Genomic DNA, 13,531 nt, shown 5'->3' with positions numbered 1-13,531 from the left:
TAGGATTTGCGGGTGACTCCAGCCGATCTCTCGCGTGCCCTGTACGACCTCGTGACCACCATCGTGGAGCGACGTCGTGCCGCCGGAGACGAGGTCGCGCTCGAGCTCGCGCCCGAGCAGATCGTGCTCGAGCGGCCGAAACTCCGCGAGCATGGCGACTGGGCCTCCAACATCGCGATGCGCGCGGCGAAGCCCCTCGGCACCAGCCCCCGCGAGCTCGCCACCGAGCTCGCGGCCGGCCTCGCCGCGGTCGACGGCGTCGCGAGCGCCGAGGTCGCAGGCCCCGGCTTCATCAACATCCGGCTCGACGCCGCGGCCGCCGGCGCCCTCGCGCGCACCATCGTCGAGGCCGGCGCCTCCTACGGACACGGCGACGCGCTCGCCGGCGAGACCATCAACATCGAGTTCGTCTCGGCCAACCCGACCGGGCCGCTGCACATCGGCCACACCAGGTGGGCCGCGCTCGGCGACTCGATCGGGCGCGTGCTCCGCGCGGCCGGCGCCGTGGTCGCCAACGAGTACTACATCAACGACGCCGGCGCCCAGATGGACAAGTTCGGCGAGAGCGTGCTGGCCGCCGCCAAGGGCGAGCCGACGCCCGAGGGCGGCTACCCGGGCGCCTACATCGCCGAGCTCGCCGCCCAGGTGCTCGAGCGCGAGCCGCACCTGCTCGAGTTCGACGATCAGGTCGCGCTTCACACCGCACGCGAGATCGCCTACGAGCTGCAGCTCGCGGAGATCTCGGCGTCGCTCGAACGCTTCAACGTGCACTTCGACGTCTGGACCAGCGAGCGCCGCCTGCACGCGAAGGACGCCGACGGGCTCTCGGCGATCGACACCGCCCTCGAACGCCTCCGCGCGCAGGGCCATGTGTACGACGCCGAGGACGCCGTCTGGGTGAAGACCACCGACTTCGGCGACGACAAGGACCGCGTGTTCGTGCGCGGCAACGGCGTGCCGACCTACTTCGCCGCCGACGCCGCCTACTACCTCGACAAGGGCGACCGCGGGTTCCGGCACAAGATCTACCTCCTCGGCGCCGACCACCACGGGTACGTGCACCGCCTGAAGGCGCTCGCCGGCGCCGCGGGCGACGACCCGAAGCGCGACATCGAGGTGCTCATCGGCCAGCTCGTGAGCATCAACGGCGCGAAGCTGTCCAAGCGCGCGGGCAACATCATCGAGCTCGACGATCTGCAGGCGTGGCTCGGCACGGACGCGCTGCGGTACACGCTCGCGAGGTATCCCGCCGATTCGCCCATCGCGATCGACCCCGAGGTGCTGAAGCGGCGCACCAACGACAACCCCGTGTTCTACGTGCAGTACGCGCACGCCCGCACAGCGGCCGTCGCGCGCAACGCGCTGGCCTCCGGGGTCGACCGCTCGGCGTTCGCCCCCGAGCTGCTCGAGCACGAGACCGAGTCGGCGCTGCTCGGCGCGCTGCAGGAGTTCCCGCGGATCGTCGCGCAGGCGGCGGAGCTCCGTGAGCCCCACCGCATCGCGCGCTACATCGAGGAGCTCGCGGGCCTCTACCACCGCTGGTACGACACGTGCCGGGTCATCCCGCTCGGCGACGAGCCGGTGACCGACCTGCACCGCACCAGGCTGTGGCTCAACGACGCCACCGGGCAGGTCGTGCGCAACGGCCTCGACCTGCTCGGCGTGTCGGCTCCCGAGCGGATGTGACCGTGGCCGTCGCCCGCGCCGCTCGCGGCTGGATCATCGCCGGCATCGTGCTGGCGGCCCTCGCGATCGTGCTCGTGGTGGCGGACTTCGGCGTGCGCGCCGCGGCGGAGGACCGCCTCGAGTCCGAGGTCGAGGCGGCGCTGCCCGAGGGCGTGTCGGGCGAGGTCCAGGCGCGCGTGGGCGGGTTCTCGGTGCTGGCCCAGCTGATCGTCGGGCGGGCCGAGCAGGTCGAGCTCTCCGCGCCCGAGCTCGTCGTCGACGGCGCGCCCATGTCGGTCGACGTCCTCGCGCAGGGCGTGCCGCTCGACCTGTCGCAGCCCGTCGACCGCATCGACGCGACGATCCGGCTCGACGAGGACGCTCTGAACACGCTGGCGCTCGCGCAGGGCGTTCCCGGCGGGTTCACGCTGGGCGACGGCGTCGTCGGCTACGACGGCTCGGTCGAGGTGCTCGGCATCCCGATCCGGTACTCCGCGACCGCCGAGCCGGAGGCGGCCGGGGATCGCGTGCTGCTGCGACCCGTCGGCGTCGAGGTGGGCGCGGGCGGCGCGACCATCGACCTGTCCCGGGTGACGGCGGCCGTCCTCGACGGCGACCCGCTGACGGTGTGCACCGCCGAGTCGCTGCCGGCGGGCGTCGAGGTCGCGGCGATCGCAGTGTCGCCCGACGATGCCGTCGTGCGGCTCGAGGCCACCGGGCTCGTCCTCGACGAGGCGCATCTGGAGCAGACGGGCACCTGCGGGTAGCACCGCGACCACGAGCGCCGCGCGAGCGTCACGCCGCCGTCACGCGATTCGGCCCGCCCCGCGAGCCCCGATAGACTCGCACGGGTGCGTCGCCCCACAAGGGCTCCCCACACCGTGGCTTCAGGAACCGATCCGGGTTCGCTCGCCGTCCGAGTGATCGATTCGTTCCCTTCGTCCCCGTGAGGTCTCCGTGGCATCCACCGTTTCCGCCGTCCCGGCCGCGCCGGCCGATCCGAACGCCCTCGCGCCCGAGGTCTGGCCGCAGGGCGCGGCGCGCGACGCCGAAGGCCGGCTCGTCGTCGGCGGGGTCGACGCCGTCGCGCTCGCCGAGCAGTTCGGCACGCCGCTCTACGTGGTGGACGAGGCGGTGGTGCGGGAGCGGGCCGAACGGTTCCGCGAGGCGTTCGACGCCGCGGCCCGGCGCATCGGCTCGCAGGCGACCGTGTACTACGCGGGCAAGGCGTTCCTCTCCACGGCGATCGTCCGGTGGGTGACCGAGGCCGGGCTCGGCGTCGACGTCTGCACGGGCGGCGAGCTCGCGGTCGCCCTCGCCGCGGGTGCCGACCCCAGCCGCCTCGGCTTCCACGGAAACAACAAGTCGGTCGGCGAGATCGCGCGCGCGGTCGACGCCGGCGTCGGCGCGCTCATCATCGACAGCGAGATCGAGATCGAGCGGGTCGCCGAGGCCGCGGCGCGGGCCGGCCGGGTGCAGCGGGTCCGGCTGCGCGTGAACAGCGGCGTCCACGCCTCGACGCACGAGTTCCTCGCCACGGCCCACGAAGACCAGAAGTTCGGCGTGCCGCTCTCGCGCGCCGTCGAGCTCGGCGCCCGCATCCGCGAGCACGACTCGCTCGAGTTCCTCGGACTGCACTGCCACATCGGGTCGCAGATCTTCGACGCGGCCGGATTCGCGGAGTCCGCCGAACGCCTCATCGCCGTCCACGCGGAGCTCGACCGCGTCGCACCGGTGCCCGAGCTGAACCTCGGCGGCGGATTCGGCATCGCCTACACCGAGGCCGACCGGCCCGCACCCATCGAGCGCATCGCCGACGGCATCGCTGACGCGGTCGCCGCCGCCTGCGAGGCGCACGGCGTCCGGGTGCCGCGCCTCGCGTTCGAGCCCGGCCGGTCGATCGTCGGCCCCGCCGGCGTGACGCTGTACACCGTCGGCACGGTCAAGCCGGTCCCGACCGACGACGGCTGGCGGCACTACGTCTCCGTCGACGGCGGCATGAGCGACAACGTCCGCACCGCCCTGTACGGCGCCGCGTACACGGTCCGGCTCGCGTCGAGGCGATCGGATGCCCCGGCCGCGCTGGTGCGCGTCGCCGGCAAGCACTGCGAGTCGGGCGACATCGTCGTCGACGCCGACTGGCTGCCCCACGACGTCGGCCCCGGCGATCTCGTCGCCGTCGCCGCGACGGGCGCCTACTGCTGGTCGCTCGCGAGCAACTACAACCACGTGCCGCGCCCCCCGGTCGTCGCCGTCCGCGACGGCCAGGCGCGGGTCATCGTCCGAGGCGAGACCGAGGCCGACCTGCTCGCCCGCGACGCCGGCATCGACGCGTCCGACGGCATCGAAGGGACCCCTGCATGATCGAGTACCGTTCCATCCGCGTGGCGCTGCTCGGCGCCGGCTCGGTCGGCTCGCAAGTGGCACGTCTGCTGCTCGAGCACGGCGACGAGCTGGCCGCTCGCATCGGGGCGCGGATCGAACTGGTCGGCATCGCCGTGCGCGACCTCGACGCGCGGCGCGACGTCGAGCTGCCCCGCGAACTGCTCACCACGGACGCCGAAGAGCTCATCCTCGGCGCCGACATCGTCGTCGAACTCATGGGCGGCGTCGAGCCCGCCCGCACCCTCGTGCTGCAGGCGATCGCGTCGGGCGCCGACGTCGTCACCGGCAACAAGGCGCTGCTCGCCGCGCACGGCCCCGAGCTGTTCGCCGCCGCCGAGCAGGTCGGGGCGCAGCTGTCGTACGAGGCGGCCGTGGCAGGAGCCATCCCCATCATCCGGCCCCTGCGCGAAAGCCTCGCGGGCGATCGCATCGAACGCATCCTCGGCATCGTGAACGGCACGACGAACTACATCCTCGACCGGATGGACTCCACCGGCGCCTCACTCGAGGACGCGTTGGCCACCGCGACCGAGCTCGGCTACGCCGAGGCCGACCCGACGGCGGACATCGGCGGCTACGACGCCGCGCAGAAGGCCACGATCCTCGCGAGCCTCGCGTTCCACACGAGCGTCCCGGTCGAGGCCGTGCACCGCGAGGGCATCACCGGCGTCACGGCCGCGCAGGTCGAGTCGGCCAAGCGCGCGGGCTTCGTGGTGAAGCTCCTCGCGATCTGCGAGCGGCTGACCGACTCCGAGACCGGCGAAGACGGCATCTCGGTGCGCGTGTACCCCGCGCTCGTGCCGCGTCAGCACCCGCTGGCGGCGGTGCACGGCGCGAACAACGCCGTGTTCGTCGAGGCATCCGCGGCCGGGCCGCTGATGTTCTACGGGGCCGGCGCCGGGGGAGTGCAGACGGCGTCCGCCGTCCTCGGCGACCTCGTCGCCATCGCCCGCCGCCACGTCGTCGGCGGGCCGGGCACGAGCGAGTCGACCCACGCCGACATCGCGGTGCTGCCCATCGGCCGCATCACCACTCGGTACTCGATCACCCTCGAGGTCACCGACGAGCCGGGCGTCCTCGCCGCGATCGCGCACCTCTTCGCCGAGCACGGCGTCTCGGTCGAGCAGCTGCAGCAGACCGTCGCCGAGAGCGGCACGGCTACGCTGGTGATCGGGACGCACGAGGCCACCGAGCAGGCCCTCGCCGACACCGTCGCCGCCCTCGCGGACGCCCCCGTCGTGGCATCCGTCGCATCCGTCCTCCGAGTCGAAGGAGCAGTGTGAACCACCCCACCCCGAAGCCCGACTCGCGCCAGTGGCGCGGGGTCATCCGCGAGTACGCGCACCGGCTCGACGTCACGGATGCCACGCCCGTCGTCACGCTCGGCGAGGGCGGCACGCCGCTGCTGCCGGCGCCGGCGCTCTCGCGCCGGACCGGCGCCGACGTCTGGGTGAAGTTCGAGGGCATGAACCCGACGGGCTCCTTCAAAGACCGCGGCATGACCATGGCCGTCACCAAGGCGGTCGAGCACGGTGCGAAGGTCGTCATCTGCGCCTCGACGGGCAACACGTCGGCCTCGGCGGCGGCGTACGCGACCCACGCCGGGATCTCCGCCGCGGTGCTCGTGCCCGAGGGGAAGATCGCGATGGGCAAGCTGAGCCAGGCGATCGCCCACAACGCCCACCTGCTGCAGGTGCAGGGCAACTTCGACGACTGCCTCGACATCGCGCGCGACCTCGCGGCGAACTACCCCGTGCACCTCGTGAACTCGGTGAACAACGACCGCATCGAGGGGCAGAAGACGGCGGCGTTCGAGGTCGTCGAGGTGCTGGGCGACGCGCCCGACCTCCACTTCATCCCGGTCGGCAACGCCGGCAACTACACCGCGTACACGCGCGGCTACCGCGAAGACCTCGCGGCCGGCAACTCGACGCGGATGCCCCGCATGTTCGGGTTCCAGGCGGCCGGCTCCGCGCCGATCGTGCGCGGCGAGCCCGTGAAGGATCCCGACACCATCGCGAGCGCCATCCGCATCGGCAACCCGGCGTCGTGGGAGCTCGCGCTCGCTGCGCGCGACGAGACCGACGGCTACTTCGGCGCCATCGAGGACGCGAAGATCCTCGAGGCGCAGCGCATCCTGTCGGCCGAGGTCGGCATCTTCGTCGAGCCGGCGTCGGCGATCTCGGTCGCGGGCCTCCTCGAGCGCGCCGAGGCGGGCGCCGTCCCGGCCGGGTCGCGCGTCGTCCTCACGGTCACCGGCCACGGCCTGAAGGACCCGCAGTGGGCGCTCCGCACCGCCGACGGCGGGGAGGTCGCCCCGACCGTCGTCCCCGTCGACGTGGCGCAGATCGCCGCGGTCCTCGGGCTCGCGTCATGAGCGAGGTCGCGACCGACGCGACGCTCGCGGGCCGGGCGGTGCAGGTGAAGGTGCCGGCCACCTCGGCGAACCTCGGCCCCGGCTTCGACACGCTCGGCCTCGCGCTGGCGCTCTACGACGAGCTCGAGGTGCGGGTGCTCGACCATCCCGGTCTCGAGATCGAGGTGCACGGCGTGGGCGCGGGCGAGGTGCCGTTGGATGCCTCGCACCTCGTCGTCCGCTCGATGGCGCACACGTTCGCGAGCCGCGGCCGCGAGCTTCCCCCGATCCGTCTCGTGGCGCGCAACGCGATCCCGCACGGCCGGGGGCTCGGCTCCTCCGGGGCGGCGATCGTCGCCGGGGTGATGGCGGCGAAGGGGCTCCTCGAGGGCGTCGAGTCGTTCACGGCCGACGACCTGCTCGAGCTCGCGACCGAGCTCGAGGGGCATCCCGACAACGTCGCACCCGCCCTCTTCGGCGGCCTCACGATCGCTTGGGTGACGCCCGACGGTCCCCGCCACAAGAAGCTCATCGTCCACCGCGGCGTCTCGCCGCTCGTGCTCGTGCCCGAGCACGAGATGTCGACGGCGCTCGCCCGCTCCCTGCAGCCCGCATCGGTGCCGCACGAGGACGCGGTGTTCAACGTGTCGCGCTCGGCGCTGCTCGTCGCCGCCCTCATCCAGAGCCCCGAGCTGCTGCTGCAGGCGACCGAGGACAAACTGCACCAGGCGTACCGCGCCGAGGCGATGCCCGAGACCGATCGACTGATCAAGGCGCTGCGCGGCGCGGGGCATCCCGCCGTCGTGTCGGGCGCCGGGCCGTCGATCCTGGTGCTCGCGAGCGACCCCAGCGAGCGCGCCGACGCGGTGCGTCTCGTCGAGGCCGAGGCCGACACGGCGTGGCAGGCGCTGCCGCTCGCGGTGGACTTCAAGGGCGCGACCGTGACGTCCGCCGCGGCCTGACCGGCGAGCGCTCCTCCACAGGCGGCGCGTCGCGATTCCGGTTGGGGCCGACCCGGGTGATAGCATGGGACGGCACCCGGCAGTGAACGCATCGAACGCGTCCCCAGCCGCATCGTGCGATTTCCCAGCAGTTTTGCTCTCGCCACGCGCGGGTTCGCGCCTTCGTGCGCTACGTCCCGATCCGCATGGCGACCAGGTCTCCCGGAGGGCGTCTCTCGCACCCGGGGGAAAGGACCACATTCCAGTGACCAACGCACCCGAACACGTCGAGGGCGCCGCGAACCGCGCTCGCCTGAGCGCGATGAAGGTCGCGGAGCTCGTCGAACTGGCGAACTCCCTCGGCATCGCGGGCGCTTCGAAGCGCCGAAAAGGAGAACTCGTGGAGTTGATCTCCGCCACCCAGGAGGGGCAGGAGGCGGCTCCCGCCGCTGACGCGCCCAGCGCCGACGCGCCTGCCGCGGCCGCGACCGCACCCGCCGCGCCGACCGCTCAGGCCGCCGCCGAGGCGGTCGCCGAGGCCGAGGCCGCCGCGCCCGAGGCATCCGCGCTGGCCGCCGATGCGTCCGACGTCGACGCAGCCGCTGCCGACGCGCCCGCGCCCGCCGAGTCGCCCGCCGCGGACGCGCAGGCTCCGGCCGACGTCGCGCCCACCGTCGAGGCACCCGCGCAGCAGCGCCGCGGCCGCCAGCCGCGCCGGGCCACCAGCGCCACCGCGGCCGCCATCCACGTGAACGGCGCCGACGCCGGCGTCGCGCTCGTGCCGGCCGACGCCGTCTCCGGCGACGCCCCGGCCGACGCGGCCGCCGCCGCACCCGTCCAGACCGACGATGACGCCGCCCGTGAGGCCGCGCGCGCGGCCGTCCGCGAAGAGCTCGCCGCCGCCACCGGCGCCGCCCGCGAGGGCGAGCCGCAGGCCGACGGCGACACCCCCGCCGAGCAGCCCCGCCAGGGCCGGAGCCGGAACCGGGGCCGCCGCGGCGGCGACCGCGACCGCGGCGGCGACGCCGCCAAGGGGGAGAACGAGCGCCAGGGCCGCCAGAACGGCGAGGGCCGCAAGGCCGACGAGCCTCGCGGCGACCGCCAGGGCGAGGGTCGCGACCAGGCCGAGAAGGGCCAGTCCGAGAAGGGCGACAAGGGCGGACAGCAGCCCGCTCGCCAGGGCGGCCGTGACGCGCAGCAGGACCGCGACCAGGCCGAGGCCGAGGGCGGGCGCCGCAACCGGTACCGCGACCGCAAGCGCCGCGGCCAGGGCGCCGGTGATGAGATCGAGCCCGAGATCCTCGACGACGACGTGCTCATCCCGATCGCGGGCATCCTCGACGTCCTCGACAACTACGCCTTCGTGCGCACCACCGGCTACCTGCCCGGCCCGAGCGACGTCTACGTCTCGCTCGGCCAGGTGAAGAAGTACCACCTGCGCAAGGGCGACGCCGTCGTCGGCGCGATCAAGCAGCCGCGCGATGGCGAGGGCAACAGCCGCCAGAAGTACAACGCGCTGGTCAAGGTCGACTCGATCAACGGGCAGACCGCCGAAGAGGCCGCCGCCCGCGTCGACTTCCAGAAGCTCACCCCGCTCTACCCGCAGGATCGCCTGCGGCTGGAGACCGAGCCGACGAAGCTCACCCAGCGCATCATCGACCTCGTCGCGCCCATCGGCAAGGGCCAGCGCGGCCTCATCGTCGCGCCGCCCAAGGCCGGCAAGACGATCGTGCTCCAGCAGATCGCGAACGCCATCTCGATCAACAACCCCGAGGTCCACCTCATGGTGGTGCTGGTCGACGAGCGGCCCGAAGAGGTCACCGACATGCAGCGCACGGTGAAGGGCGAGGTCATCGCCTCGACCTTCGACCGTCCCGCCGAAGACCACACGACGGTCGCCGAGCTCGCCATCGAGCGCGCGAAGCGCCTCGTCGAGCTCGGCCACGACGTCGTCGTGCTGCTCGACTCGATCACCCGCCTCGGCCGTGCGTACAACCTCGCGGCCCCGGCATCCGGTCGCATCCTCTCCGGCGGTGTCGACGCCTCGGCGCTGTACCCGCCCAAGCGGTTCTTCGGCGCAGCGCGCAACATCGAGAACGGCGGCTCGCTCACCATCCTCGCCACCGCGCTCGTCGAGACCGGCTCGAAGATGGACGAGGTGATCTTCGAGGAGTTCAAGGGCACCGGCAACTCCGAGCTGCGCCTCTCGCGCCAGCTCGCCGACAAGCGCATCTTCCCCGCCGTCGACGTCAACGCGTCGTCGACGCGTCGCGAGGAGATGCTGCTGAGCCCCGACGAGGTGAAGATCACCTGGAAGCTCCGCCGCGCCCTCGCCGGCCTCGAGCCCCAGCAGGCCCTCGAGGCGGTGCTCGGCCGGCTCCGCGAGACCCAGTCGAACACCGAGTTCCTGCTGCTCATGCAGAAGTCCGCTCCGGTGGGCAACGGGCACGGCGCCAACGGCGGCGGGCACGGGCACGAGTCCGACCACCGCTGAGGCCGTCGTGTTCGAGTCCGTCCAGGCGCTGATCGCCGAGCACGGCGAGCTCCAGAACGAGCTCGCCGAGCCGGCGCTGCACGCCGACGCCGCGCGAGCGAAGCGGGTGAACCGGCGCTACGCCGAGCTCTCCCGCATCGTCGCCGCGCACACGGCCTGGCTGCAGGCGCAGGAGGACCTCTCCGCCGCGCGTGAGCTTGCCAAGGAGGACGACGCCTTCGCCGAGGAGGTGCCCGCCCTCGAAAAGGCCCTCGCCGACGCGCAGGAGAAGCTCCGGCGTCTGCTGATCCCGCGCGACCCCGACGACGGGCGCGACGTGATCATGGAGATCAAGGGTGGTGAGGGCGGCGCCGAGAGCGCCCTCTTCGCCGCCGATCTGCTGCGCATGTACATCCAGTACGCGCAGTCGAAGGGGTGGAAGACGGAGCTCCTCGAGCGCGACGAGTCCGATCTCGGTGGCTACAAGAACGTGCAGGTCGCGATCAAGTCGAACGCGACCGACCCGTCGCAGGGCGTGTGGGCGCACCTCAAGTACGAGGGCGGGGTGCACCGCGTGCAGCGGGTCCCCGTCACCGAGACCCAGGGGCGCATCCACACGTCCACGACGGGCGTGCTCGTCTTCCCCGAGGTCGACGAGCCCGAAGAGGTCGACATCAACCAGAACGACCTGAAGATCGACGTGTACCGCTCGAGCGGCCCCGGCGGCCAGTCGGTGAACACGACCGACTCGGCGGTGCGCATCACGCACCTGCCGACGGGCATCGTCGTGTCGATGCAGAACGAGAAGTCGCAGCTGCAGAACCGTGAAGCGGCGATGCGCGTGCTCCGCGCCCGTCTGCTCGCCCGGCAGCAGGAGGAGCTCGCGGCCGCGGCATCCGACGCGCGGAAGTCGCAGATCCGCTCCATGGACCGCTCCGAGCGCATCCGCACCTACAACTTCCCCGAGAACCGCATCGCGGACCACCGCACCGGCTACAAGGCGTACAACCTCGATCAGGTCATGGACGGCGCCCTCGACCCCGTCATCGAGTCGGCTGTCCGCGCCGACGAGGAGGCGCGGCTCGCCGACCTCGGCGACCAGGCCTGACGCCGCGCGCGGCGGCCGGCGGCGCGCAGCGCGCTCGACTGCTCGGCCGCCCCGCCGTCCGGCCGCCCGGCGCATAGCGCGCCTCGCGGCCCCGGCTCAGATGTGCCAGTGCCAGTCGTGCACGCCGCGTGCGGCGTCGGCGGTGGCGTGCGAGAGCGGCCGGGCGGTGGCCGGCACCCCGACGAGGAGCGAGTGGGCCGGCGCGCTCTTCGTGACGACGGCGTTCGCGCCGATCGCGCTCCAGGCGCCGACCGTGATGTCGCCGAGCACCTTCGCGCCGGCGCCCACGGTGACACCGTCCTCCAGGGTCGGGTGGCGTTTCGTGCCGGGCGGCGTGTTCCTGGGCGCCTTCCCGCCGAGGGTGACGCCGTGGTAGAGCATCACGTCGTCGCCGACGACGGAGGTCTCGCCGATGACGACGCCCATGCCGTGGTCGATGAAGAAGCGGCGGCCGATGCGCGCGCCCGGGTGGATCTCGATGCCGGTGAGGAACCGGGCGAGCTGCGAGACGAGTCGCGCGGGCAGTCTGAGCCCGGCGAGCCACATGCGGTGGGTGAGCCGGTAGGTCCAGATGGCGTGCAGCCCGGAATACGCGAGGAAGACCTCGAGATCGCTCCGGGCGGCGGGATCGTGCGCCCGGGCGGTCGCGAGGTCTTCCTTCAGGGTCCTGACGATCGGCACCCGATCAGTCAAGCAGACCTTCGTACAGCACCGTCGACAGGTAGCGCTCGCCGTAGCTGGCGACGATGACGACGATGGTCTTGCCGGCGTTCTCGGGGCGCTTGGCGAGCTCGAGCGCGGCGTATACGGTGGCGCCGGAGGAGATGCCGCCGAGGATGCCCTCCTCCTGGCCGAGGCGGCGAGCGGTCGCGACCGCCTGATCGATGTTCACGTCGATGATCTCGTCGTAGACGTCGCGGTCGAGGATCGCGGGCACGAAGTTCGCGCCGATGCCCTGGATCTTGTGCGGCCCGGGCTGTCCGCCGTTCAGGATGGGGGATTCGGCCGGCTCGACGCCGACGATCTGCACCTCGGGCTTGCGCTCCTTCAGCACCTGGCCGGTGCCGGAGAGCGTGCCGCCCGTGCCGATGCCGGCGACGAAGATGTCGACGCCGCCGTCGGTGTCGTTCCAGACCTCCTCGGCGGTCGTGCGGCGGTGGATGGCGACGTTCGCCTCGTTCTCGAACTGCCGGGCGAGGATCGCGCCGGGCGTGTCCGCGGCGATCTGCTCGGCGCGGGCCACGGCGCCCTTCATGCCCTCGGAGCCCGGGGTGAGCACGAGCTCGGCGCCGTACGCCTTCAGCAGGGCCTTCCGTTCGGCCGACATGGTCTCGGGCATCGCCAGGATGACGCGGTAGCCGCGTGCGGCGCCGATGGCGGCGAGGGCGATGCCGGTGTTGCCGCTCGTGCCCTCGACGATGGTGCCGCCGGGCTGCAGCTGGCCGGATGCCTCGGCGGCGTCGACGATGCCCACGCCGAGGCGGTCCTTCACGCTGGCGGTGGGGTTGTAGAACTCGAGCTTGGCGAGCACGGTGGCGCCGGCCCCCTCGGTCACGCGGTTGAGGCGCACGAGCGGGGTTCCGCCGAATGCCTGCGTGATGTCGTCGTAGACCTTGGCCATGCGGGGCTCCTCATTCCGGGTGGGACGTCTGCGGGTCGCGGCCCAGCCTAGGGCGGCGGTCGGGGCCGGGGGAGTGCGTTACATTCCATTGCGTGGAGACGAGCGAGACGGATGCCCCGGGCCCGACGCTGCGGCAGGCGCGGGATGCCGCGGTCGCCGCGCTCGCAGCGGCCGGGGTCCCCGATGCCGACGTCGACGCCGACCTGCTCATCGGCCATCTGCTCGGCCTCTCCCGCGGCGGCGTCGCGGCGCGCCTGGTGATCGGCGACCGGCTGACTCGCGAGGACGCCGCGACCCTCGACGGCCTCGTACGCCGCCGTGCCGCGCGGGAGCCGCTGCAGCACATCACGGGCCGCGCGCCGTTCAGGTCGCTGGACCTCGCCGTGGGCCCCGGCGTCTTCGTGCCCCGCCCTGAGACCGAGCAGGTCGCGCAGCTCGCGATCGACGCGCTGCGCGCGGTCGCGGATCCCGCACCGGTCGCGGTGGACCTGGGGTCGGGGAGCGGTGCGATCGCGATCGCGCTCGCGACGGAGGTGCCGCACGCGCGAGTGTGGGCGGTGGAGAAGTCGCCCGACGCGTTCCCGTGGACCCGCCGGAATGTCGAGGAGTCGGGTGCCGACAACCTGACGCTGGTCTTCGGCGACCTGGCCGACGCCCTGCCCGAGCTCGACGGCCGCGTGGCGGTGGTGGTGTCGAACCCGCCGTACGTGCCGGCGGCGGAGCTTCCCGCCGACCCCGAGGTGCACCGGCACGATCCCGATGCCGCGCTCTACGGCGGGGAGGACGGACTGGATGTGGTGCGGGTGCTGTCGCGGCGGGCGCTGGCGCTGCTGCGGCCGGGTGGGACCCTGGTCATCGAGCACGGGGAACGCCAGTCGGAGGCGGTCGCGGCCGTGCTCGCGGCCGACGGTTGGCGCGCGATCGCCCACCATCGCGACCTCACGACGCGCGATCGGGCGACCACCGCCCTCCGCTGACCCGC

The 13,531-nt window shown here is 73.0% G+C and carries 11 protein-coding genes; 9 read left to right on the top strand and 2 right to left on the bottom strand.

The window, feature by feature from the left end; translation table 11 throughout:
* The first annotated feature begins 12 nt into the window (after positions 1–12).
* The 8 genes from ABIQ69_RS10995 (at position 13) to prfA (ending at position 10,928) form a co-directional block, all read left to right on the top strand.
* Positions 13–1,686, top strand: coding sequence for an arginine--tRNA ligase (locus ABIQ69_RS10995; RefSeq protein WP_350347158.1), 1,674 nt, complete (start codon positions 13–15; stop codon positions 1,684–1,686).
* 2 nt (positions 1,687–1,688) lie between these two features.
* The gene (locus ABIQ69_RS10990; protein WP_350347157.1) at positions 1,689–2,432 is read left to right on the top strand and encodes a DUF2993 domain-containing protein; all 744 of its coding nucleotides are present in this window, start codon (positions 1,689–1,691) and stop codon (positions 2,430–2,432) included.
* Positions 2,433–2,622: 190 nt separating this feature from the next.
* A complete protein-coding gene (gene lysA, locus ABIQ69_RS10985; RefSeq protein ID WP_350347156.1) occupies positions 2,623–4,029 on the top strand; it encodes a diaminopimelate decarboxylase in 1,407 nt (468 codons plus the stop codon).
* On the top strand, positions 4,026–5,333 hold the full coding sequence (locus tag ABIQ69_RS10980; protein WP_350347155.1) for a homoserine dehydrogenase: 1,308 nt from the start codon (positions 4,026–4,028) through the stop codon (positions 5,331–5,333). Before lysA ends, ABIQ69_RS10980 begins: the two co-directional genes overlap by 4 nt.
* Positions 5,330–6,427: a threonine synthase gene (thrC, locus tag ABIQ69_RS10975; protein WP_350347154.1), complete on the top strand. Its 1,098-nt coding sequence runs from the start codon at positions 5,330–5,332 to the stop codon at positions 6,425–6,427. Before ABIQ69_RS10980 ends, thrC begins: the two co-directional genes overlap by 4 nt.
* Positions 6,424–7,368, top strand: a complete 945-nt coding sequence (thrB, locus tag ABIQ69_RS10970) for a homoserine kinase (protein ID WP_350347153.1) — start codon at positions 6,424–6,426, stop codon at positions 7,366–7,368. The genes thrC and thrB overlap by 4 nt, the downstream gene beginning before the upstream one ends.
* A 244-nt stretch (positions 7,369–7,612) precedes the next feature.
* Entirely contained in the window at positions 7,613–9,841 is a 2,229-nt protein-coding gene (gene rho / locus ABIQ69_RS10965; RefSeq protein WP_350347152.1) for a transcription termination factor Rho, read from the top strand.
* 7 nt (positions 9,842–9,848) lie between these two features.
* Complete coding sequence (gene prfA, locus ABIQ69_RS10960) at positions 9,849–10,928, top strand: peptide chain release factor 1 (protein ID WP_350347151.1); 1,080 nt, start codon at positions 9,849–9,851, stop codon at positions 10,926–10,928.
* Between the two features lie 96 nt (positions 10,929–11,024).
* Here the strand turns inward: prfA and epsC are convergent, their stop codons facing one another.
* Both epsC and cysK read right to left on the bottom strand, forming a co-directional pair.
* Positions 11,025–11,609 carry a serine O-acetyltransferase EpsC gene (gene epsC / locus ABIQ69_RS10955; protein ID WP_350347150.1) on the bottom strand — a complete coding sequence of 195 codons (585 nt, stop codon included), beginning with the start codon at positions 11,607–11,609 and terminating at the stop codon, positions 11,025–11,027.
* 4 nt (positions 11,610–11,613) lie between these two features.
* Positions 11,614–12,549: a cysteine synthase A gene (gene cysK / locus ABIQ69_RS10950; RefSeq protein WP_350347149.1), complete on the bottom strand. Its 936-nt coding sequence runs from the start codon at positions 12,547–12,549 to the stop codon at positions 11,614–11,616.
* Positions 12,550–12,677: 128 nt separating this feature from the next.
* Here cysK and prmC point away from each other — a divergent pair, with 128 nt between their 5' ends.
* Entirely contained in the window at positions 12,678–13,526 is an 849-nt protein-coding gene (gene prmC / locus ABIQ69_RS10945; RefSeq protein WP_350350011.1) for a peptide chain release factor N(5)-glutamine methyltransferase, read from the top strand.
* Positions 13,527–13,531: the final 5 nt, after the last annotated feature.

The organism is Agromyces sp. G08B096, from assembly GCF_040267705.1.
In the GTDB taxonomy this organism is placed as follows: domain Bacteria; phylum Actinomycetota; class Actinomycetes; order Actinomycetales; family Microbacteriaceae; genus Agromyces.
Note: the sequence above shows the minus strand (reverse complement) of the source record. Positions and strands in the feature narration are given on the sequence as shown.